Source organism: Citrobacter sp. LST-B2 (genome assembly GCF_057983045.1).
This window is the reverse complement of the sequence record NZ_CP192598.1, coordinates 933,888-955,065: the sequence shown is the minus strand read 5'-3', so window position 1 is coordinate 955,065 and position 21,178 is coordinate 933,888. Positions and strand designations below refer to the sequence as shown.

Sequence of the window (21,178 nt, the reverse complement as noted above, 5' to 3'; positions counted from 1 at the left end):
ATGATCAATTCGCCCCGAGTGTGTATTCAGGTCCAAAGCGTCTATATTGAAGCGCAATCCTCACCTGAAGATGACCGTTACGTTTTTGCCTACACCGTAACCATCCGCAATCTGGGGCGAGCGCCCGTGCAGCTACTGGGACGCTATTGGTTGATCACCAACGGTCATGGCCGAGAAACTGAAGTCCAGGGAGAAGGTGTGGTTGGCGTTCAGCCGCACATTGAGCCTGGCGAAGAGTACCAGTACACCAGCGGCGCTGTTATCGAAACGCCGCTGGGCACGATGCAGGGTCATTACGAAATGATTGATGAGAACGGCGTCGCCTTTACCATCGATATTCCGGTTTTCCGACTCGCCGTTTCCACTCTCATTCACTAAAACAATAACTATGGCAACATACCTTATTGGCGACGTTCACGGTTGCTACGACGAACTGATCGCATTGCTACAACAAGTCAATTTTACCCCTGAAAGCGATACCCTGTGGCTGACGGGGGATCTGGTTGCTCGTGGCCCAGGTTCACTGGACGTGCTGCGTTATGTGAAATCACTCGGTGACTGCGTGCGCCTGGTGCTGGGTAATCACGACCTGCATCTGCTGGCGGTCTTCGCCGGTATCAGTCGTAACAAACCGAAAGACCGCCTGAGTCCGCTGCTGGAAGCGCCGGACGCAGACGAACTGCTCAACTGGCTGCGTCGCCAACCGCTGTTGCAGATAGATGAAGAGAAAAAACTGGTGATGGCGCATGCGGGTATCACACCGCAGTGGGATTTGCAGACTGCCAAAGACTGCGCGCGCGATGTTGAAGCGGTGCTGTCGAGTGACTCTTACCCCTTCTTCCTCGACGCCATGTATGGCGACATGCCAAATAACTGGACGCCGGAACTGACCGGACTGGCACGCCTGCGCTTTATCACCAACGCCTTTACCCGGATGCGTTACTGCTTCCCGAACGGGCAACTGGATATGTACAGCAAAGAGTCCCCGGAGGATGCCCCGGCACCGTTGAAACCGTGGTTTGCCATTCCCGGACCGGTCAGCGAAGCCTACAGCATTGCGTTTGGTCACTGGGCGTCTCTGGAAGGAAAAGGAACGCCGGAGGGAATCTATGCGCTGGATACCGGGTGCTGCTGGGGAGGAAATTTAACCTGCCTGCGCTGGGAAGATAAGCAGTACTTTGTGCAGCCGTCAAACCGGCAGATGGATCTGAATGAAGGCGAAGCCGTTAACGCCTGATCTGTTTGCCTGATGGCGCTACGCTTATCCGGCCTACAAACCATCTCGTAGGCCGGATAAGACGCTAAGCGTCGCCATCCGGCACTCATCGCTTAGCGACGTTCCAGAATTTCGAAGCAATAGCTGTGTGAATTCTGCCCGTCAGCGTCGTGAAACTCGCTGAACACCGATTCCCAGTCGTCCGGCTCGTAGTCCGGGAAATGCGTATCCCCTTCCACTTCCGCATCAATGTGCGTCAGATACAGTTTCTGCGCTTTAGGCAGGAACTGCTCGTACACACGACCACCGCCAATCACCATAATTTCTGGTGCATCACCACAGGCGGTAATCGCTTCATCAACCGATTTCACCCACTGCACGCGATCGTCAGTACCCGGCTGGCTGCTGATGACGATGTTCTTACGTCCCGGCAACGGTCGGCCGATGGATTCCCAGGTATGGCGTCCCATAACGACAGGTTTATTTAACGTATTACGTTTAAACCAGGCGAGATCCGCAGGCAGATTCCACGGCATGGCGTTTTCCATGCCAATAACGCGATCTACCGCTAACGCAGCAATCAGACTGATCATTGAATATTTCCCGGAGCAAAAAAAATTGTCGCCACTATACGGAAAGAGCAATCTTTCGTCGACTAACGAACAGAAGAAGAGCACGAAAATTTTCCGATCTGCTGGCGAGTCCACGACTTGTCAGTGGACTCCCGGCATTACAGTAGTTCAAAAACAATTGGTTAACAGTAAAGTTTGCAGTACATCACATTTTTGACTTAGGTTGACGGTTTAACTTCTGGCTCATCGGCAACGTCTCCCGTGTGTTTGCCTTCCTCAGTCCCCTGCCAGCCATGACGCTGAATCAACGACAGATGTTCGCGATCCTCGGTGATGATTTCACTCAGCATCGCGCTGGTCCGTTTATAGACTGCCGCACGGGAGGTGGCATCATCCTCACCTTTCGCCATCTCTTCTACCATTTGTGTATTAAAGCGACGGAACAGGTCCGCGCGTTCACGCGCTTCATAGCGGCCAAGCCCAAGACTTTCCAGCGCCAGACGCCCGGTTTTAAGCGCGCCTTCAAACGTTTCACGTTCCGGTTGCTCGACGCCCGCCTGGCGCAAACGAATGTAATGATCGACATCGCGTGCCCGGGCAATAATTTGCAGGTTCGGGAAATGGTCTTTTACCATCTCCGTCAGCTCCAGGTTGGTTTGCGGATCGTCAATGGCGTTGATCAGCACTTCCGCTTTCGCCGCCCCGGCGGACTCCAGCAGATCCATCCGCGTCGCATCACCGTAGAACACCTTCATGCCAAATTTACGCAGCGTCTCGATGTGGTCCGGATCGTGATCGAGAACGACCATCTTCACACCGCTGGAGAGCAGTAAACGACCGGTGATCTGCCCGAAGCGGCCAAATCCGGCAATAATCACCCGCGGCTGTTCTTCATCAATTTCATCGGCTTCCCGCTCTTCACCGGAAGCGGATTTCTCCATTCGCGTAAGGATGACCAGGAAAATCGGCGTCGCGGCCATCGACAGTGCCACCGCCAGCGTCAGCGCCTTCGCCCATTGTGGATCGAGCACGTTCGCCATCTGCGCCGCGCCAAAGACCACAAACGCGAACTCACTGCCCTGTCCGAGGAGTACCGCAAACCAGCGGCGCTGCTTATTCGGCACCTGTAAAGGACGGGCAATCAGCCATAGCATCCCGGTTTTAATCACCAGGAAACCGACCAGCAGAATGATGATACGGAGTGGATTATCGATAAGCGTCCCGAAGTCGATAGACATGCCGACACCGATGAAAAACAGCCCCAGCAGCAGCCCTTTAAACGGCTCGATGTCGCTTTCCAGCGCGTGGCGATACTCAGAGCTTGCCAGCAATACGCCAGCCAGGAACGCCCCCATCGCCATCGACAGCCCAACCTCTTCAAGCAACAGCCCGAAGCCAAAGACCAGAAACAGCGCCACGGCGCTGAAGACTTCGCGCAGGCCAGAACGCGCAACGAAACGCAGCGCCGGGCGGGTCACATAGCGCCCCAGCAGTACCACCAGGACTAACGCACCAGCCACTTTCAGTGCCGACAGCGCGAATGCGCCAAGCGTGGTTGACGCCCCGCTGGTCGCCAGTAGCGGAATCATTGCCACCAGCGGAATCGCCGCGATGTCCTGGAACAGCAGCACAGCAAAGGCGCTGCGTCCCATCTGCGAAACGGTCAGGTTGCGCTCATTCATCGCCTGCATAGCTATCGCCGTGGAGGAGAGCGCCAGCGTCATACCAATCAGTTCCGCCACCTGCCAGCGCAGACCGAGGAACATACAAAACAGACCAATCAGGCCGCCGCAGACCACCATCTGTAGCGCGCCGCCGCCAAACACTGAAGCGCGCAGTTTCCATAGCCGCTGGGGATCAAGCTCCAGGCCAATGACAAACAGCATCAGCACCACGCCGATTTCAGCAAAGTGCAGAATAGATTCGGCATCGGTCACCAGACGTAACCCCCAGGGGCCGATGATGCACCCCGCAATGAGATACCCCAGAACCGAGCCTAAGCCCAACCGGACGGCAATCGGCACGATCAGCGCCGCCGACCCAAGATAAATCAGCGCCTGTATGAGCGTATGGCTATCCATTGTGCGCCTCCTGCCATGCCATCAGTCGTTGCTTGTAATGACGCGCCTGCGCCTGCAGCGTTTCGTCGTCGCAAATAAACGTACAGTGCATTGCAAACGGCGCAAGCCAGTTGAGCCCGCAGTAGATGGCTGTCGCCTGGAGCGGCTGTGAGAGTACGTCAAACCCCGGATGCGAGCCGATATCGAAGTGATTATCGCCGCCGCCAGTAGTCACCGCCCACATGACCTGCTTACCGCGCAGCGCGGTCCCGCCGTGACCATAGGCCCAGCCGTGGGAAAGCACTTTATCCATCCACAGTTTGAGTAGGGGGGGAACGCTGTACCATTGCATGGGATGCTGCCAGACGATCAGGTCAGCGCGAGAAAGCGCCTCTTGTTCCGCAGCGATATCAATATTGAAATCAGGGTAGAGTTCATAGAGAGAACGAACTTCGACGCCTTCCAGCGTCCTTGCCTGCTCAAGCATCCGTTTATTCGCATGCGAATGCTGCGGATAAGGATGCGCATAAATGATAAGAATCATGATTAGCCTGTTATTTTACCACTCTGTTTTATAAGAGAGTGTAGTCAGTAAACCAACAGGCTAATAGTGAATATTATTGAGCGGATGAATGGGGAAAATTGAACTAGTTATCCAGCTCGCTCATATTTTTCACCTGATCGCGGTTAATTTGCTCCGTCTGACCCGTTTCGGCATTTTTGTAGGAGACCAGGCCCGTGTCATCGTCTACCTGCGGTTTACCGTCGGTGACAATGGTTCGGCCATCGGTCGTACGCACAGCCTGGTTCGAGGAGCAGCCTGCGAGAGTAAAGACGGTTGCTGCGGTGAAAAGGGAAGCGATTAATAGTTTCTTTTGCATGGTGTTCTCCCTGCTTTTCAGTCATTTTCAGTGATATACCCATTAACTGTAGACGTACTGACTGAGGTTGAGGGGAAATACAGAACACTCTGAAGACTCACCTTAACACAACGGTTTCCTGCGAATCGTCATCGTACTGGTCTGGGCAAGCGTCAGACCGCGCGTTTCTGGCGCGAAGGCAATGGAGACCAGCAACCCGACCAACGAGATCCCCGCCCCCATCAGCATCACCTGACTAATACCATATTTAGTAATGAAAATAGGCAGCGCCCAGGTCGAGAGGATGGTACCGATACGACTCAACGACATGATAACCCCCACTGCGGAGGCGCGGATGTCGGTCGGGAACAGTTCATTGGGATAGAGCCATTGCAAATTCCCCGGTCCGCCGGAGAAAAAGGCGTACACCGCGAATGCCGTCACCACCAGCCAGATCCCCATTTCCGGGATCAGCCCCAGCACCGCCAACGCCAGCGTCATCATCACGAAGCTGCCAATCAGCAGCGGCCTCCGCCCCGCGCTGTTCAGCCAGAACATTGGCGGGATACAGCCCAGCATAAAGAACAGGCTGATCACCACATTCCCCAGCGCTGCGCTCTTCCCGGCCCCCAGTCCCAACAGGCCGACGATCTGCGGACCAAAGGTGTAAATGGCAAACATCGGGATCACCTGACAGGTCCAGATCGCGGCGACAAACAGCACAAACGGGAAGTGGCGACGATTAAACAATTGTAAAAAGCGCGTCTCCTGCGCTGTGTCTTCATCGAACGCAACCGGCTCACCGAACAGCTTGATCATCATCGCTTCACACTCTTTGACCCGGCCTTTACGCAACAGCCAGCGCGGAGACTCGGGCAGATCGAAGCGACCAATCAGGATCAACAAGCAAGGGATCGCCGCGCTGCCCAGCATCCAGCGCCAGCCGCCCTCGACGTCATAGAGCCAGTAACCAACCAGATCGGCGCAGGTCGCGCCGACGTACCACATCGCCGCAATAAAGCTTATAGAGAAGGCACGTTGGCGGGTACTGGAAAATTCGGTGATCATCGAGGTGGCAATGGGATAATCCGCACCAATCACCACGCCAATCAGCACCCGCATCACCAGCAGTTCAACCGGAGATGAGACAAACATAGTGGCCACCGATATCACCCCAATAGCGATGATATCGATAAGAAACATTTTGCGCCGCCCCACTTTGTCCGAGATATAGCCAAAAAAAGAGGTGCCGACAAACAGCCCGGCCAGCGTCCCCGCGCCCAACAGGCCAATCCACTCAGCATCCAGCTTCAGCGCAGGCGTGAGCTGTTCTAGCGCGACGCCAATCATCACCAGCACATAACCATCCAGAAACGGTCCACCGCTTCCCCACAGCATGATCCTGCGGTGAATAGAGGAGAACTGGATGTCATCAAAGTTCCTGGGCTGTTGCATGGCAATGTCCTGTTTGCCGACATTCGGCATTAGTGCTTAACTGCCTGATGGCGCTGCGCTTATCAGGCCTACTTATCCCCGTAGGCCGGATAAGGCGTTTTCGCCGCCATCCGGCAGTGGAGCGTATACCTGTACTCATTAACCGTAACGAAACTCCACGCCGAAGGTGCCGCGTGGGTACTCCCATTTTTCCAGCGCCGTATCAAGTCCGAGAATTCGACACGTTCCGCACTCCAGGCATCCGGCATAATCAAAGCGCACGCTGCCGTCATCCTGCTTTTTGTATAACCCGGCCGGACAGGCTTTGATCAACACTTCCAGCACCTGCTTATCCGGCGCAGTTTTCATGATGATGTGCGGATGCTCTTCATCGACATTGAATTTGTTGACGCCCAGCTTGACGTCTACGTTGACGGGAGAAGTCATAATACGGTCACTCCTTTAATGCCATCCTTCATCAGGTTGATGAAGCCCACTTTCTTCGCATGGCGCAGGATCGTCTTACGCATCGGCACCGGCGCACTACCATCGACGGTAAAGAGGTCACGGGCGATACCAACAACCATTTCCGGGTAGCGGGTGAACATGCGCGGGTTATCGAGGAACGCCGGCAACCGCTGGTACATACGCATATCGCGCATCGGACCGTTGTCGAGATGCTGGCGATATTCCGCCAGCCCTTGACGGCTAAAGTCGTTGCTTTGCATGGCGGAAAGCACCGTTTTCGCCGCCGCTTCACCTGCTGCCACCGCGAGATCCATCCCGCGAATCGTGAAGCCGAGATTCATACACATACCCGCCGCGTCGCCCGCAATCAGCACGCCGTCGCCCACCAGCTCAGGCTGCATGTTCATCCCTGCTTCCGGCACCACGTGTGCCGCGTACTCCACCAGCTTGCCACCCGCGATCAGCGGGGCAACGGCCGGATGCTGTTTGAAATCTTCCAGCATTTGCGGGACCGATTTTTTCGCCTCTTTCAGATGATGAAGCCCGCATACCAGCCCCAGTGACAGGGTGTTTTCGTTGGTATACAGGAAGCCACCGCCCATCAGGCCATCCGTGGGCGATCCCGCGAACAGACAGGCCGCCCCTTCGTTACCCTGCAACTGGAAGCGATCTTCAATCACCGATTTCGGCAGTTCGATCAACTCTTTCACGCCGACCGCCACGTGCGAGGCCTCAACGCGTTTTGCCATTCCCAGTTTTTCCGCCAGCAGGGAGTTGACGCCATCGGCGAGGATCACCACTTTCGATTCGATGATGTCGCCGTCCGCTTCTACACCAACGACTTTGCCATCGCGCTGCACGACGTTATCCACGCGGATCCCGGTGATCAACTGCGCGCCCGCCTCTTCCGCCTGCTCCATCAGCCAGGCGTCAAATTTACTGCGCAACACCGAATAAGAGACCTGCGACGGGCCAGCCTTTTCACCGTTGAGATAGTCCACGGTCATCGCCCCGTTATCGGTCATAAAGGCGAGTTTTTCATGGGTAATGACCCGTTCAACAGGGGCCTGCTGAGCAAAGCCTGGAAGAATGCGCTCCAGACTGTGAGCATAGATGCGCCCACCGGTGACATTCTTCGCGCCAGCGGAATTTCCGCGCTCGATAACCAACACCTGGGCCCCTTCGCGGGCGAGCACCAGGGCCGCGACGGAACCGGCAAGCCCCGCGCCCACGATGATGGCATCAAAGATATCTTCGGACATACGTACTCCCTGCCTGAATGGGTTAGCGTGCCAGTGCGGTCGTCAGCGCGGGCAGGATTTTCAGCGCATCGCCGACAATGCCGTAATCCGCGTACTGAAATATCGGCGCATTTTTGTCTTTGTTGATGGCAAAAATAGTCTGCGCGCCGTTTGCCCCCACCATGTGCTGGATCTGCCCGGAGATCCCCACCGCCAGATACAGTTCCGGCTTGAGCATCAGATTCGAGATCCCGACATAGCGCTCATGCTCCATCCACTTCTCGTTTTCGGCGACCGGACGCGAGCAGGCCAGCTCCGCGCCAATGGCCTGACACAGCGCTTGCGCCAGTGAGATATTCTCTTTGCTGCCGATACCGCGTCCCACGCTGACCACCAGCCGGGCTTTGTCGAGATCGACGCTGTTACTCTGACGTGGTTGCGTGGCAGTGCGCGTGACGGTAATTCCCGGCGCCTGCCAGGCTACGCTGTGCGTCTCGCCGCTGCGGGTCGCATCAGGCTGTTGCGCCTCAAAAGTGCCGCTGCTGAGCGTCAGTACCGCAAACGGCGTGGAGAGCGTCTCTTCGCCCATCGCCAGGCCGCCATACACCATGTGTTTGACCGTCGCCCGGCCATCCTGCTGCGTCACGGTGCTGGCATCATTAGAAACCGCTGCGGCAAGGCGATAGCCCAGTTTTGCCGCCAGCAGTTTGCCGCGACGGGTGTTGGGCAGCAGCAACAGGCCAGAATCACCCTGTTGACGAACGGTCTGTGCCATCACGTCCGCATAATCTTCCACCATACGATCGTCCGGCTTGCCGCTCAGTTGCCAGACGTGATGTGCGCCCAACTGAATGGCCGTGGTTGCCTCATCGGCGCTTTGCACAAATGCGTTAATCTGTTCACCTAAAATCTGCGCGCCGCTCATCAGTTCCGGCAGGCGAGACACGGTATCGCTGAATACCCAGACGCTGGAAAACTTGCTCATAACATCCCCTTCTTAATTAATGATTTTGCGCAGACTATCGGCAAACGCAGCGATCTGTTCTTCACCATCGCCTTCAATCACAATGCGCTGGCGCTCACGTTGTTTCGGTGCGGCCACCGTTTGCGTGGACCAGGCATCCCCGGCGCTAAAGCCAATGTCCGCCGCTGACCAGACCTGAACCGGTTTTTTCGCCGCCCCCAGAATGGCTTTCATCGATGGTATTTGTGGAGAGTTAATATCGGTGGAAACGGCCACGACCGCCGGCAGCGGAATGCTCAGCGTTTCAATTTCATCTTCCAGTTCACGTTCAACGGTCAGCGTACTTTCCGTCAGTGAGAGGATCTTGCTCACGCCGTTGATGGCGGGAATGTTCAGCGTTTCGCCTACCAGCAGGCTGACCTGCTGGGCGTAGAGATCGGAGGAACCATCGCCGCAGAGAATCAGATCAAAACCCGACTTTTGCGCGGCAGCAGCCAGCGCTGCGGCGGTTTGCTGTGGCAATGCCTGCTCGAACCGATCGTCAATGACGACCACCAGTTCGTCCGGGCCGCGGGAGAGGACATCCTTACGCCCTTTCGCGTTGGTTAACGCCTTGCCGCCCACGCTCAGGGCGATCACCTGCGCGTCGCTGGTCTGCTGTTTCAGTTGGCAGGCCGCTTCAATCGCATTCAGGTCGTACTGGCTGATTTTGCCATCTGCTTTGCTGAAATCTAATGAACCATCTGCGTGATTGACGACAATATCCTGTTCATCAGGTACGCACTTGTAGCAAGTAATTATCTTCATTGCATCTCCAGAAATCATGAAGGAAACGTATATATATCGGCGGTGTTAAATACAGATATCACGCTCTTTAATTCGGAAATAAAACCATAATCACCAATATTGAAAATGTCACACACTGATATTCGCAACTTTCAATATTGTTAAGCACCTCACCAATATTGAAATCCGACGTCCAAAAGAAATATTTTCAATATTGCCTGGCAGATCACCAATATTGAACGCCAAACGGTGAAAAACCCAACAAATTAGAATTTAACCAAATGATAAATATACATTTTTAAGAGCTGCCCGCACCAAAACACCCCAAACAAAAAGTGTGACGAAGATTACAGAATGCCGCAAAACGAATACCCATTATGAGTTACTCGCCAACGCGTCCTGAGGTTAAACGGGTATCAACAAATATTTAATAAAAATAAACAAAAATAAAACAAACGGGAACGCTAAATAAATTTCGTTTTCAACCTGGAATTCACTCATGAAAAATGAAAAGAGAAAGTCTGGAATTGAGCCAAAAGTTTTTTTCCCGCCGCTAATAATCGTCGGAATACTTTGCTGGCTAACGGTACGCGATCTCGATGCCGCAAATGTCGTTATTAATGCCGTCTTTAGTTATGTCACCAATGTCTGGGGATGGGCATTTGAGTGGTATATGGTCATTATGCTCATCGGCTGGTTCTGGCTGGTGTTTGGTCCCTACGCGAAAAAGAAATTAGGTGACGAGAAACCGGAGTTCAGCACCGCCAGCTGGATCTTCATGATGTTCGCCTCCTGTACCTCTGCCGCCGTGCTGTTCTGGGGATCGATAGAGATTTACTACTACATCTCCACGCCGCCGTTTGGCCTGGAACCTAACTCTACCGGAGCGAAAGAGATTGGCCTCGCTTACAGCCTGTTTCACTGGGGACCGCTGCCATGGGCGACTTATAGCTTCCTCTCCGTGGCCTTCGCCTACTTCTTCTTTGTGCGCAAGATGGACGTCATTCGTCCCAGCTCCACGCTGGTGCCGCTGGTCGGCGAAAAACACGCCAAAGGTCTGTTAGGCACCATCATTGATAACTTCTATCTGGTCGCACTGATCTTCGCGATGGGCACCAGCCTTGGGCTGGCCACGCCGCTGGTCACCGAATGTATGCAGTACCTGTTTGGTATCCCGCACACGCTGCAACTGGATGCGATCATCATTACCTGCTGGATCATTCTTAACGCCATTTGCGTGGCCTGCGGCCTGCAAAAAGGGGTCAGGATCGCCAGTGACGTGCGCAGCTATCTGAGCTTCCTGATGCTCGGCTGGGTGTTCATCGTCAGCGGCGCCAGCTTCATTATGAACTACTTCACCGACTCCGTCGGGACGCTGCTGATGTATCTGCCGCGCATGCTGTTCTACACCGACCCGATCGCCAAAGGCGGTTTCCCACAGGGCTGGACGGTCTTCTACTGGGCGTGGTGGGTGATTTACGCCATTCAGATGAGCATCTTCCTGGCGCGTATCTCTCGCGGTCGTACCGTGCGTGAACTGTGCTTTGGCATGGTGCTGGGCCTGACCGCCTCCACCTGGATCCTGTGGACGGTACTGGGCAGTAACACTCTGCTGTTGATGGATAAAAACATCATCAACATCCCGCAACTGATTGCCGATCACGGCGTGCCGCGCGCGATTATCGAAACCTGGGCCGCCCTGCCGCTCAGCACCGCCACGATGTGGGGATTCTTTATTCTCTGCTTTATTGCCACCGTTACGCTGATCAACGCCTGCTCTTACACCCTGGCAATGTCAACCTGCCGTGAAGTGCGCGATGGCGAAGAGCCGCCGTTACTGGTGCGTATCGGCTGGTCAGTGCTGGTCGGCGTGATTGGCATCGTGCTGCTGGCACTCGGCGGCCTGAAGCCAATACAAACCGCGATTATCGCCGGGGGCTGCCCGCTGTTCTTCGTCAACATTATGGTGACGCTCTCCTTTATCAAAGACGCCAAAGTGCACTGGAAAGATAAATAAACCTAATTACCCCATGACATAGAGGTTAGAAGATGGATTTCAATTTCAATGATGAGCAGGAACTGTTTGTCGCCGGTATTCGTGAACTGATGGCCAGTGAGAACTGGGAAGCCTATTTTGCCGAATGCGATCGCGACAGCGTGTATCCGGAGCGTTTCGTGAAAGCGCTGGCGGACATGGGCATCGATAGCCTGCTGATCCCGGAAGAACATGGCGGCCTGGAAGCCGGATTCGTCACCGTGGCTGCCGTCTGGATGGAACTGGGACGCCTCGGTGCGCCTACGTACGTGCTGTATCAGCTGCCGGGCGGGTTTAATACCTTCCTTCGCGAAGGCACCCAGGAGCAGATCGATAAAATCATGGCGTTCCAGGGAACCGGGAAACAAATGTGGAACTCCGCCATCACCGAACCGGGAGCGGGATCGGATGTTGGTAGTCTGAAAACCACTTATACCCGTAAAAATGGTAAGGTTTATCTTAATGGTAGTAAGTGTTTTATCACCAGTAGCGCCTACACCCCTTATATCGTGGTGATGGCAAGAGACGGCGCTTCCCCGGATAAACCTGTCTATACCGAATGGTTTGTCGACATGAGTAAACCCGGCATCAAGGTCAACAAACTTGAGAAGTTGGGTCTGCGCATGGACAGCTGCTGTGAAATCAACTTTGACGATGTCGAGCTGGACGAAAAAGACATGTTCGGTCGGGAAGGTAACGGCTTTAACCGCGTAAAAGAAGAGTTCGACCACGAACGTTTCCTGGTAGCCCTCACCAACTACGGTACAGCAATGTGCGCCTTTGAAGATGCGGCGCGCTACGCCAACCAGCGCGTGCAGTTTGGCGAAACGATCGGTCGTTTCCAGTTGATCCAGGAGAAGTTCGCCCATATGGCGATCAAATTAAACTCCATGAAAAACATGCTGTTAGAAGCGGCATGGAAAGCCGACAACGGTACCATCACCTCGGGTGATGCGGCGATGTGTAAATACTTCTGCGCCAACGCGGCGTTTGAAGTCGTGGACACCTCCATGCAGGTTCTCGGTGGTGTTGGGATTGCGGGTAACCACCGCATCACCCGCTTCTGGCGTGACCTGCGCGTTGACCGCGTATCCGGCGGCTCTGACGAAATGCAGATCCTGACGCTCGGTCGTGCCGTGCTGAAACAATACCGTTAAGACAGCGACATGCCCGGTGGCGCTGTGCTTACCGGGCCAATGCTTTGCGTCTTATCAGGCCTACAAATTTATCAGGAGCATTTTATGGATCGTCTACCAATGCCTGCTTTTGGGCCGCTTGCCGGGCTGCGGGTTGTCTTCTCCGGGATCGAAATCGCCGGGCCGTTCGCCGGTCAGATGTTTGCCGAGTGGGGCGCTGAAGTTATCTGGATTGAGAACGTCGCCTGGGCCGATACCATCCGTGTTCAGCCAAACTATCCGCAGCTGTCGCGGCGTAATTTGCACGCGCTCTCGCTGAATATTTTTAAAGATGAAGGTCGGGAAGCGTTTCTGAAACTGATGGAAACCACCGATATCTTCATTGAAGCCAGTAAAGGTCCGGCGTTTGCCCGTCGTGGAATTACCGATGAGGTCCTGTGGCAACATAACCCGAAACTGGTTATCGCTCACCTGTCCGGCTTCGGCCAGTACGGTACCGAGGAGTACACCAACCTTCCGGCCTATAACACCATCGCTCAGGCCTTCAGCGGTTACCTGATCCAAAACGGCGACGTTGATCAGCCGATGCCAGCCTTCCCGTACACCGCCGACTACTTCTCCGGCATGACGGCCACCACAGCCGCGCTGGCGGCACTGCATAAGGTGCGGGAAACCGGCAAAGGCGAAAGTATCGATGTGGCGATGTACGAAGTGATGCTGCGCATGGGTCAGTATTTCATGATGGATTACTTCAACGGCGGTGAAATTTGCCCGCGCATGACCAAAGGTAAAGACCCCTATTACGCCGGTTGTGGGCTGTATAAATGCGCCGACGGTTACATCGTGATGGAGCTGGTCGGGATTACCCAGGTCACCGAATGCTTTAAAGACATCGGTCTGGCGCACATTCTCGGTACGCCGGAAGTGCCGGAAGGAACACAACTGATTCACCGCGTCGAGTGCCCGTACGGACCGCTGGTCGATGAAAAACTGGATGCGTGGCTGGCCGCACACACCATCGAGGAAGTGCAGACGCGTTTCGCCGAGCTGAATATCGCCTGCGCCAAAGTGCTGACCATTCCGGAGCTGGAAGGCAATCCGCAGTACGTTGCCCGCGAATCCATTACCCAGTGGCAAACGATGGATGGCCGCACCTGCAAAGGGCCAAACGTCATGCCGAAATTCAAAAACAATCCCGGGAAAATCTGGCGCGGCATGCCGTCGCACGGCATGGACACTGCCGCCATTCTGAAAAATATCGGTTACAACGACGCAGACATTAAGGAACTGGTCAGTAAGGGTCTGGCCAAAGTTGAGAACTAAATGCGAAATGCTGACCGGCTCGCCCGGTTAGCACAACGCCTGTGAAAATGGACAGGAGTGCAATGGATATCGTTGGCGGACAACACTTACGCCAGATGTGGGGCGATCTGGCCGAAGTTTATGGCAGTAAAACAGCGCTGATTTGCGAATCCAGCGAAGGGGACGTGCGCCAGTACAGCTACGCCTCGCTTAACGAGGAGATCAATCGGACGGCAAACCTTTTCCACTCGTTGGGCATTCGCAAAGGTGATAAGGTCGCCCTGCATCTGGATAACTGCCCGGAGTTTTTCTTTTGCTGGTTCGGGCTGGCGAAAATTGGCGCGGTCATGGTGCCGATCAATGCCCGTCTGCTGCGTGAAGAAAGCGCGTGGATCCTGCAAAACAGTGACGTTCAGTTGCTGGTAACCAGCGCCGCTTTTTATCCGATGTATCGGCAGATCCAACAGGCAAAGACGACGCCGCTTAGCCATATCTGCCTGATTGGTGAGGCGTTGCCGATCGCTGATGGCGTAAGCCATTTCACGACGCTGAAGGATCAGCAGCCGACGACATTGCGCTATACCCCACCGTTGTCCACGGACGACATGGCCGAGATCCTGTTTACCTCCGGCACCACTTCCCGCCCTAAAGGCGTGGTGATCACCCATTACAACCTGCGTTTTGCCGGCTACTACTCGTCGTGGCAATGCGCCCTGCGTGATGACGATGTTTACCTGACGGTCATGCCTGCGTTTCACATCGACTGTCAGTGCACTGCCGCCATGGCCGCCTTCTCGGCGGGCGCAACCTTTGTGCTGATAGAGAAATACAGCGCCCGCGCTTTCTGGGGACAAGTGCGTAAATACCGCGCGACCGTCACGGAATGCATCCCGATGATGATCAGAACGCTGATGGTTCAACCCGCATCACCGCTGGACAGAGAGCACTGTTTACGGGAAGTGATGTATTACCTCAACCTGTCAGTGCAGGAAAAAGATGCATTTGTTGAACGCTTCGGTGTGCGTCTGCTGACCTCTTACGGCATGACGGAAACCATTGTCGGCATCATCGGCGATCGCCCCGGTGATAAGCGACGCTGGCCCTCTATTGGACGCCCCGGCTTTTGTTACGAAGCAGAAATTCGCGATGAGCAAAACCGTGCGCTGCCCGCCGGTGAAATTGGGGAAATCTGTATTAAGGGTGTGCCGGGTAAAACGATTTTCAAAGAGTACTACGGCAGGCCGGATGCCACCGCCAAAGCGCTCGAGCCGAACGGCTGGCTGCATACCGGTGATTCCGGCTATCGCGACGAAGACGGTTTTTTCTATTTTGTCGATCGCCGCTGCAACATGATTAAACGAGGGGGAGAAAACGTCTCCTGCGTGGAGCTGGAAAATATTATTTCGGCACACCCCAAAATTCAGGACATCGTCGTTATTGGAATTAACGATTCAATTCGTGACGAAGCGATAAAAGCCTTTGTAGTTCTCAACGAGGGTGAAACGCTCAGTGAAGAAGAGTTTTTCAGCTTCTGCGAAAAAAATATGGCGAAATTTAAAGTCCCTTCAATTATGGAGATTAGAACCGACCTGCCGCGAAATTGTTCAGGAAAAATAATCAAAAAAAACCTGAAATAACCCTACAGGCAGGAATAACCCCTGCCAGACATCCTATTTTTGGAGATGAACCATGAGTGAATCTTTACATTTAACCCGCAACGGATCGATTCTGGAAATTATATTGGATCGACCAAAAGCAAATGCGATCGATGCCAAAACCAGTTTCCAGATGGGTGAGGTTTTTCTTAATTTTCGTGACGATCCCGAACTGCGCGTGGCGATTGTCACCGGCGCAGGCGAGAAGTTTTTTTCCGCCGGTTGGGATTTAAAAGCCGCGGCGGAAGGTGAAGCACCAGACGCCGATTTTGGCCCCGGCGGATTCGCTGGCCTGACTGAAATCTTCAATCTCGACAAACCGGTGATCGCTGCCGTCAATGGCTATGCATTCGGCGGTGGCTTTGAACTGGCGCTGGCCGCAGACTTTATTGTCTGTGCCGATAACGCCAGCTTTGCCCTCCCTGAAGCCAAACTCGGCATCGTACCGGACAGCGGCGGCGTCCTGCGTCTGCCGAAAATACTGCCCCCGGCCATCGTCAATGAAATGATCATGACCGGCAGACGCATGGATGCAGATGAAGCGCAGCGCTGGGGGATCGTCAATCGCGTGGTCAGCCAGCAGGAACTGATGGACAGCGCGCGTGAACTGGCACAACAGCTGGTGAACAGCGCACCACTGGCCATCGCCGCGCTGAAAGAGATTTACCGCACAACCAGTGAAATGCCGGTGGAAGAGGCTTATCGTTTCATCCGCAGCGGCGTGCTGAAACACTATCCGTCCGTGCTGCACTCCGAAGATGCGCTCGAAGGGCCGCAGGCGTTTGCTGAAAAACGCGATCCGGTCTGGAAAGGACGCTAATGCCTTATGGTGCTGCGCTTATCAGGCCTACGCAGGCCCGAATGTCTGCACGCTTGCGTAGGCCGGATAAGGCGTTTACGCCGCCATCCGGTAAACAACAATTGAGGAATGCCGATGAGTTTTTACGCCTTTGAAGGCTTAATTCCCGTGGTCCATCCCGAGGCGTATGTGCATCCCAGCGCAGTACTGATTGGCGATGTCATCGTAGGGGCTGGCGTATACGTCGGCCCGCTCGCCTCACTGCGCGGGGACTATGGCCGCTTAATCCTTGAAGCGGGATCCAACCTTCAGGATGGCTGCATTATGCATGGCTACTGCGATACAGACACGGTGGTACGCGAGAATGGACACATCGGACACGGTGCTATCCTGCACGGTTGCGTGATAGGCCGGGACGCACTGGTCGGCATGAACTGCGTGATCATGGACGGTGCGGTGATCGGCGACGAAAGCATTGTCGCCGCCATGAGTTTCGTCAAAGCCGGATTTACTGGCGCCGCACGACAGTTGCTGGTCGGCACGCCAGCCCGCGTTATGCGTGAGGTCAGCGAACAGGAACTGCACTGGAAGCGGCTGAATACGAAGGAATATCAGGATCTCGCCGTACGCTGTCGGGCATCGCTACGGGAAACGTCGCCATTAACGGCGGTTGAAGCAAACCGGCCGCGCCTGAAGGGCACAACGGAGGTGAAGCCTAAATCGGCCATGTAATCATGCCGGATGGCGGCGCAAGGCACCATCCGGCAAAACCGAACTTATCGACGCATACTTTTTGACAACATCATCTGCCATTTTTGCTCGCGGTTTAGTTCTGATGGCGGCACCGCCGACATCCGCGGCGATTTGCTGACCATCTTCACCTGCGCGCTATGCCCAAGGCGGGCATACAGCTGTGGATCAATATGCGTCACTCTGACCAGGCGCTGACACTGACATCCACGACCTTCCAGTTGATTAGGGATAGTCTTAGTCTCGCAATTAATCTCCCCAACCTCAGCGAGAATATAAGAGACGGTATTGATCGCTTTGCAGTGATCCATATTAAAGTGCTTCGCGATCTCTTTCGCACTTACCCAACGCTTTTCTGCCATCACCCAATCGGCAATTAACAGATAAAGCGGCTTTTCAACATATTTTTCACACATAAGCACACCATTTCACAAATTAAAAATCTTGTTATGCCCTGTCCGTAAAAATACAAAACAAGACCCTATTTAAATTGTGGGATTCAATGATAGTAAGCAACTTAGCGGCGCATTAGTGTGAGCCAAATCTTGCTTGTTACAATGAAAATTGTCCTGTTGCGCAATATATCTCCAGGAATGAACTGAGTGCATAAAAAAACGGCTCCGTTTCCGGAGCCGTTTTTAAAACCGGGGCAAATGATGCCGCCGCTTATTTTTTAATTTGCGCGTGCATTTCCTGAACGGAGATGACTTTCTCTGTTGCATCGGCATTCAGCGCCATCGCGGTGGCAAAGCCGCCGTTCAGCGTGGTGTCGTAGTGCACTTTGTATTGTAGTGCGCTACGGCGAATCACCCTGGAGTCTTCAATGGCGCGACGCCCTGCGGTGGTGTTGATGATGTAGGTGTATTCGCCATTCTTGATACGGTCCTGAATGTGCGGACGACCTTCATGCACCTTGTTCACCAGACGTGGGTTGATACCGGCTTCACCCAGCACAATCGCGGTACCGTGGGTGGCGTCCAGTTCAAAGCCCTGCTTCAGCAGTTTCGCCGCCAGGTCAACCACACGCTCTTTGTCGCCCTCACGTACGGAGAGCAGCGCACGGCCCTGTTTTTTCATGGTAGAACTGCTGCCCAGTTGCGCCTTGGCGAACGCTTCCGCAAAGGTACGCCCCACGCCCATCACTTCCCCGGTGGAGCGCATTTCTGGCCCTAACAGCGGGTCGACGCCCGGGAATTTGTTGAACGGCAGCACCACTTCTTTCACCGAGTAGTACGGCGGGATAATTTCTTTGGTCACGCCCTGTTCGGTCAGCGATTTACCGGCCATCACACGCGCCGCCACTTTCGCCAGCGGTACGCCGGTCGCTTTAGAGACGAACGGTACGGTACGCGCCGCACGTGGATTCACTTCAATCAGGTAGACTTCGTTATCTTTCACCGCAAACTGGACGTTCATCAGACCGCGAACCTGCAGTTCGAAGGCCAGTTTCTGTACCTGCTGGCGCATCACATCCTGAATTTCCTGGCTCAGCGTGTAGGCCGGCAGAGAACAGGCAGAGTCACCCGAGTGGACGCCCGCTTGTTCGATGTGTTCCATGATGCCGCCAATCAGCACCATTTCGCCGTCGCAGATGGCGTCAACGTCCACTTCAACCGCGTCATCCAGGAAGCGGTCGAGCAGAACCGGCGCGTCGTTGGAAACGCTAACGGCGGTCTGGAAGTAGCGGCGCAGGTCAGCTTCGTCGTAGACGATTTCCATCGCCCGGCCGCCCAGCACGTAGGACGGACGCACCACCAGCGGATAGCCAATCTCTTTCGCTTTTTCGACAGCCTGTTCGATGGCTGTCACGGTGGCGTTGGCCGGTTGTTTCAGCTTCAGACGGTCCACCGCATGCTGGAAACGCTCACGGTCTTCTGCGCGGTCAATTGCGTCCGGGCTGGTACCAATAACCGGTACGCCTGCTGCTTCCAGCGCACGCGCCAGTTTCAGCGGAGTCTGGCCGCCGTACTGCACGATTACGCCCTTCGGCTTCTCAATGCGCACGATTTCCAGCACATCTTCCAGCGTGACCGGCTCAAAGTAGAGGCGATCGGAAGTGTCATAGTCAGTAGAGACCGTTTCCGGGTTACAGTTGACCATGATGGTTTCGTAACCGTCTTCGCGCAGCGCCAGAGAGGCGTGTACGCAGCAGTAGTCAAATTCGATCCCCTGGCCGATACGGTTTGGACCGCCGCCAAGCACCATGATTTTGTCACGGTCAACGGACGGGTTCGCCTCGCACTCATCTTCATACGTGGAGTACATGTAGGCGGTATCGGTGGCGAATTCTGCCGCGCAGGTGTCCACACGCTTGTAGACCGGGTGCAGATTGTACTGGTCGCGCAGTTTGCGAACTTCCGCTTCACGGACACCGGCCAGTTTAGCCAGACGCGCATCGGCGAAGCCTTTGCGTTTCAGCTGGCGCAGGAAGTCAGGGGTCAGGCCGTTAATGCCCAGCTCTGTCACTTTCTCTTCCAGACGCACCAGCTCTTCAATTTGAACCAGGAACCAGCGGTCAATGTTGGTCAGGTTGAACACACCGTCAACGGAGAGGCCCGCACGGAAGGCATCGGCGATATACCAGATACGCTCAGCGCCCGCGTCTTTCAGTTCGCGGCGGATTTTCGTCAGCGCTTCCGGGTCATCCAGGCTCACTTTCGGGTCAAAGCCGGTGGCGCCCACTTCCAGACCGCGCAGCGCTTTTTGCAGAGATTCCTGCTGGCTGCGGCCAATCGCCATCACTTCGCCGACCGATTTCATCTGGGTCGTCAGACGGTCGTTAGCACCAACGAATTTTTCGAAGTTGAAGCGTGGGATTTTAGTGACCACATAGTCGATGGACGGTTCGAACGATGCCGGCGTACGACCGCCAGTGATGTCATTCATCAGCTCATCAAGGGTGTAACCCACCGCCAGTTTCGCCGCCACTTTCGCAATCGGGAAGCCGGTGGCTTTTGATGCCAGCGCGGAGGAACGGGATACGCGCGGGTTCATTTCGATCACAATCAGGCGGCCGTTTTTCGGGTTCACCGCGAACTGCACGTTTGAACCGCCGGTTTCTACGCCGATTTCACGCAGTACCGCCATCGAGGCGTTACGCATGATTTGATATTCTTTGTCGGTCAGCGTCTGGGCCGGTGCCACAGTGATGGAGTCACCGGTGTGAATGCCCATGGCGTCGAAGTTTTCGATGGAGCAGACGATGATGCAGTTGTCGTTTTTATCACGCACCACTTCCATCTCGTACTCTTTCCAGCCAATCAGCGATTCATCAATCAGCAGCTCGTTGGTTGGGGAGAGATCCAGGCCGCGAGTACAAATTTCTTCAAACTCTTCGCGGTTGTAGGCGATACCGCCGCCGGTGCCGCCCATGGTAAAGGACGGGCGGATGATGCACGGATAGCCGACGTCAGCCGCTACCGCCAGCGCCTCTTCCATCGTATGGGCAATGCCCGAACGCGCGGTGTCGAGACCGATTTTCTTCATCGCGATATCGAAGCGACGACGGTCTTCGGCTTTATCAATCGCATCGGCGGTCGCACCAATCATGGTCACACCGAATTCGGCCAGCACGCCCTGGCGCTCCAGTTCCAGCGCACAGTTCAGCGCCGTCTGACCGCCCATGGTCGGCAGCACCGCGTCCGGGCGCTCTTTCTCAATAATCTTGCGCACGACTTCCCAGTGAATCGGCTCGATGTAGGTCGCATCGGCCATTTCCGGGTCGGTCATGATGGTCGCGGGGTTGGAGTTCACCAGAATGACGCGGTACCCCTCTTCACGCAGCGCTTTACACGCCTGCGCGCCGGAGTAGTCAAACTCACACGCCTGACCGATAACAATCGGACCCGCGCCCAGAATCAGGATACTTTTTATGTCTGTACGTTTTGGCATGGCTCTCTT

The 21,178-nt window shown here is 54.9% G+C and carries 19 protein-coding genes and 2 pseudogenes; 10 read left to right on the top strand and 11 right to left on the bottom strand.

Annotation, left to right across the window (positions count from 1 at the left end):
* Both apaG and apaH read left to right on the top strand, forming a co-directional pair.
* Positions 1-378, top strand: coding sequence for a Co2+/Mg2+ efflux protein ApaG (gene apaG, locus ACQ0PY_RS04655; protein WP_042997970.1), 378 nt, complete (start codon positions 1-3; stop codon positions 376-378).
* A 10-nt stretch (positions 379-388) separates the two neighbouring features.
* A complete protein-coding gene (gene apaH / locus ACQ0PY_RS04650) occupies positions 389-1,237 on the top strand; it encodes a bis(5'-nucleosyl)-tetraphosphatase (symmetrical) ApaH (protein WP_042997971.1) in 849 nt (282 codons plus the stop codon).
* Between the two features lie 92 nt (positions 1,238-1,329).
* On the opposite strand, the gene folA is transcribed toward apaH, so the two are convergent.
* From folA to ACQ0PY_RS04625, 5 genes are all read right to left on the bottom strand, one after another.
* A complete protein-coding gene (gene folA / locus ACQ0PY_RS04645) occupies positions 1,330-1,809 on the bottom strand; it encodes a type 3 dihydrofolate reductase (RefSeq protein ID WP_042997972.1) in 480 nt (159 codons plus the stop codon).
* Between the two features lie 197 nt (positions 1,810-2,006).
* Complete coding sequence (kefC, locus tag ACQ0PY_RS04640) at positions 2,007-3,869, bottom strand: glutathione-regulated potassium-efflux system protein KefC (RefSeq protein ID WP_044255555.1); 1,863 nt, start codon at positions 3,867-3,869, stop codon at positions 2,007-2,009.
* Positions 3,862-4,392: a glutathione-regulated potassium-efflux system oxidoreductase KefF gene (gene kefF / locus ACQ0PY_RS04635; RefSeq protein ID WP_044255558.1), complete on the bottom strand. Its 531-nt coding sequence runs from the start codon at positions 4,390-4,392 to the stop codon at positions 3,862-3,864. The genes kefC and kefF overlap by 8 nt, the downstream gene beginning before the upstream one ends.
* A 103-nt stretch (positions 4,393-4,495) precedes the next feature.
* The gene (locus tag ACQ0PY_RS04630) at positions 4,496-4,729 is read right to left on the bottom strand and encodes a YgdI/YgdR family lipoprotein (RefSeq protein WP_042997976.1); all 234 of its coding nucleotides are present in this window, start codon (positions 4,727-4,729) and stop codon (positions 4,496-4,498) included.
* A 102-nt stretch (positions 4,730-4,831) separates the two neighbouring features.
* Positions 4,832-6,163: an MFS transporter gene (locus tag ACQ0PY_RS04625; protein WP_109740612.1), complete on the bottom strand. Its 1,332-nt coding sequence runs from the start codon at positions 6,161-6,163 to the stop codon at positions 4,832-4,834.
* Positions 6,164-6,203: 40 nt separating this feature from the next.
* Between ACQ0PY_RS04625 and ACQ0PY_RS04620 the strand changes: the two are divergent.
* A pseudogene (locus ACQ0PY_RS04620) lies at positions 6,204-6,305 on the top strand (hypothetical protein); the annotation flags it as partial.
* Here the strand turns inward: ACQ0PY_RS04620 and fixX are convergent.
* From fixX to ACQ0PY_RS04600, 4 genes are read right to left on the bottom strand one after another with little or no spacing between them, the layout of a single operon-like run.
* Positions 6,302-6,589 carry a ferredoxin-like protein FixX gene (gene fixX / locus ACQ0PY_RS04615; protein WP_042997977.1) on the bottom strand — a complete coding sequence of 96 codons (288 nt, stop codon included), beginning with the start codon at positions 6,587-6,589 and terminating at the stop codon, positions 6,302-6,304. The pseudogene ACQ0PY_RS04620 and the gene fixX sit on opposite strands and share 4 nt — an antisense overlap.
* The gene (locus ACQ0PY_RS04610) at positions 6,586-7,872 is read right to left on the bottom strand and encodes an FAD-dependent oxidoreductase (RefSeq protein ID WP_044267384.1); all 1,287 of its coding nucleotides are present in this window, start codon (positions 7,870-7,872) and stop codon (positions 6,586-6,588) included. Before ACQ0PY_RS04610 ends, fixX begins: the two co-directional genes overlap by 4 nt.
* A gap of 22 nt (positions 7,873-7,894) precedes the next feature.
* A complete protein-coding gene (locus tag ACQ0PY_RS04605) occupies positions 7,895-8,836 on the bottom strand; it encodes an electron transfer flavoprotein subunit alpha/FixB family protein (protein WP_109739866.1) in 942 nt (313 codons plus the stop codon).
* A 12-nt stretch (positions 8,837-8,848) separates the two neighbouring features.
* Positions 8,849-9,622 carry an electron transfer flavoprotein FixA gene (locus tag ACQ0PY_RS04600; protein ID WP_061070535.1) on the bottom strand — a complete coding sequence of 258 codons (774 nt, stop codon included), beginning with the start codon at positions 9,620-9,622 and terminating at the stop codon, positions 8,849-8,851.
* Positions 9,623-10,100: 478 nt separating this feature from the next.
* Between ACQ0PY_RS04600 and caiT the strand changes: the two genes are divergently transcribed.
* The 7 genes and pseudogenes from caiT to caiE all read left to right on the top strand — a co-directional run bounded on the left by caiT (position 10,101) and on the right by caiE (position 17,260).
* The gene (gene caiT, locus ACQ0PY_RS04595; protein ID WP_042997981.1) at positions 10,101-11,618 is read left to right on the top strand and encodes an L-carnitine/gamma-butyrobetaine antiporter; all 1,518 of its coding nucleotides are present in this window, start codon (positions 10,101-10,103) and stop codon (positions 11,616-11,618) included.
* Positions 11,619-11,650: 32 nt separating this feature from the next.
* Positions 11,651-12,793, top strand: a complete 1,143-nt coding sequence (gene caiA / locus ACQ0PY_RS04590) for a crotonobetainyl-CoA dehydrogenase (RefSeq protein WP_042997982.1) — start codon at positions 11,651-11,653, stop codon at positions 12,791-12,793.
* 84 nt (positions 12,794-12,877) lie between these two features.
* On the top strand, positions 12,878-14,095 hold the full coding sequence (gene caiB / locus ACQ0PY_RS04585; RefSeq protein WP_109739865.1) for an L-carnitine CoA-transferase: 1,218 nt from the start codon (positions 12,878-12,880) through the stop codon (positions 14,093-14,095).
* Positions 14,096-14,157: 62 nt separating this feature from the next.
* Positions 14,158-15,711 carry a crotonobetaine/carnitine-CoA ligase gene (caiC, locus tag ACQ0PY_RS04580; protein WP_109739864.1) on the top strand — a complete coding sequence of 518 codons (1,554 nt, stop codon included), beginning with the start codon at positions 14,158-14,160 and terminating at the stop codon, positions 15,709-15,711.
* 52 nt (positions 15,712-15,763) lie between these two features.
* Positions 15,764-16,549 (top strand): crotonobetainyl-CoA hydratase, encoded by a 786-nt coding sequence (gene caiD, locus ACQ0PY_RS04575; protein ID WP_042997985.1) that lies wholly within the window; start codon positions 15,764-15,766, stop codon positions 16,547-16,549.
* A pseudogene (locus tag ACQ0PY_RS04570) lies at positions 16,546-16,683 on the top strand (hypothetical protein); the annotation flags it as partial. The gene caiD and the pseudogene ACQ0PY_RS04570, both read left to right, overlap by 4 nt.
* The gene (gene caiE, locus ACQ0PY_RS04565; RefSeq protein ID WP_109739863.1) at positions 16,664-17,260 is read left to right on the top strand and encodes a carnitine operon protein CaiE; all 597 of its coding nucleotides are present in this window, start codon (positions 16,664-16,666) and stop codon (positions 17,258-17,260) included. The pseudogene ACQ0PY_RS04570 and the gene caiE, both read left to right, overlap by 20 nt.
* A 44-nt stretch (positions 17,261-17,304) precedes the next feature.
* On the opposite strand, the gene caiF is transcribed toward caiE, so the two are convergent.
* Positions 17,305-17,694: a carnitine metabolism transcriptional regulator CaiF gene (gene caiF, locus ACQ0PY_RS04560; RefSeq protein WP_042997987.1), complete on the bottom strand. Its 390-nt coding sequence runs from the start codon at positions 17,692-17,694 to the stop codon at positions 17,305-17,307.
* Between the two features lie 250 nt (positions 17,695-17,944).
* On the bottom strand, positions 17,945-21,169 hold the full coding sequence (gene carB, locus ACQ0PY_RS04555; RefSeq protein ID WP_109739862.1) for a carbamoyl-phosphate synthase large subunit: 3,225 nt from the start codon (positions 21,167-21,169) through the stop codon (positions 17,945-17,947).
* Positions 21,170-21,178: the final 9 nt, after the last annotated feature.

Coding starts and splice junctions, on each gene's coding strand:
- apaG (WP_042997970.1), top strand. CDS start 1: ATGATCAATTCGCCCCGAGTGTGTATTCAGGTCCAAAGCGTCTATATT.
- apaH (WP_042997971.1), top strand. CDS start 389: ATGGCAACATACCTTATTGGCGACGTTCACGGTTGCTACGACGAACTG.
- folA (WP_042997972.1), bottom strand. CDS start 1,809: ATGATCAGTCTGATTGCTGCGTTAGCGGTAGATCGCGTTATTGGCATG.
- kefC (WP_044255555.1), bottom strand. CDS start 3,869: ATGGATAGCCATACGCTCATACAGGCGCTGATTTATCTTGGGTCGGCG.
- kefF (WP_044255558.1), bottom strand. CDS start 4,392: ATGATTCTTATCATTTATGCGCATCCTTATCCGCAGCATTCGCATGCG.
- ACQ0PY_RS04630 (WP_042997976.1), bottom strand. CDS start 4,729: ATGCAAAAGAAACTATTAATCGCTTCCCTTTTCACCGCAGCAACCGTC.
- ACQ0PY_RS04625 (WP_109740612.1), bottom strand. CDS start 6,163: ATGCAACAGCCCAGGAACTTTGATGACATCCAGTTCTCCTCTATTCAC.
- fixX (WP_042997977.1), bottom strand. CDS start 6,589: ATGACTTCTCCCGTCAACGTAGACGTCAAGCTGGGCGTCAACAAATTC.
- ACQ0PY_RS04610 (WP_044267384.1), bottom strand. CDS start 7,872: ATGTCCGAAGATATCTTTGATGCCATCATCGTGGGCGCGGGGCTTGCC.
- ACQ0PY_RS04605 (WP_109739866.1), bottom strand. CDS start 8,836: ATGAGCAAGTTTTCCAGCGTCTGGGTATTCAGCGATACCGTGTCTCGC.
- ACQ0PY_RS04600 (WP_061070535.1), bottom strand. CDS start 9,622: ATGAAGATAATTACTTGCTACAAGTGCGTACCTGATGAACAGGATATT.
- caiT (WP_042997981.1), top strand. CDS start 10,101: ATGAAAAATGAAAAGAGAAAGTCTGGAATTGAGCCAAAAGTTTTTTTC.
- caiA (WP_042997982.1), top strand. CDS start 11,651: ATGGATTTCAATTTCAATGATGAGCAGGAACTGTTTGTCGCCGGTATT.
- caiB (WP_109739865.1), top strand. CDS start 12,878: ATGGATCGTCTACCAATGCCTGCTTTTGGGCCGCTTGCCGGGCTGCGG.
- caiC (WP_109739864.1), top strand. CDS start 14,158: ATGGATATCGTTGGCGGACAACACTTACGCCAGATGTGGGGCGATCTG.
- caiD (WP_042997985.1), top strand. CDS start 15,764: ATGAGTGAATCTTTACATTTAACCCGCAACGGATCGATTCTGGAAATT.
- caiE (WP_109739863.1), top strand. CDS start 16,664: ATGAGTTTTTACGCCTTTGAAGGCTTAATTCCCGTGGTCCATCCCGAG.
- caiF (WP_042997987.1), bottom strand. CDS start 17,694: ATGTGTGAAAAATATGTTGAAAAGCCGCTTTATCTGTTAATTGCCGAT.
- carB (WP_109739862.1), bottom strand. CDS start 21,169: ATGCCAAAACGTACAGACATAAAAAGTATCCTGATTCTGGGCGCGGGT.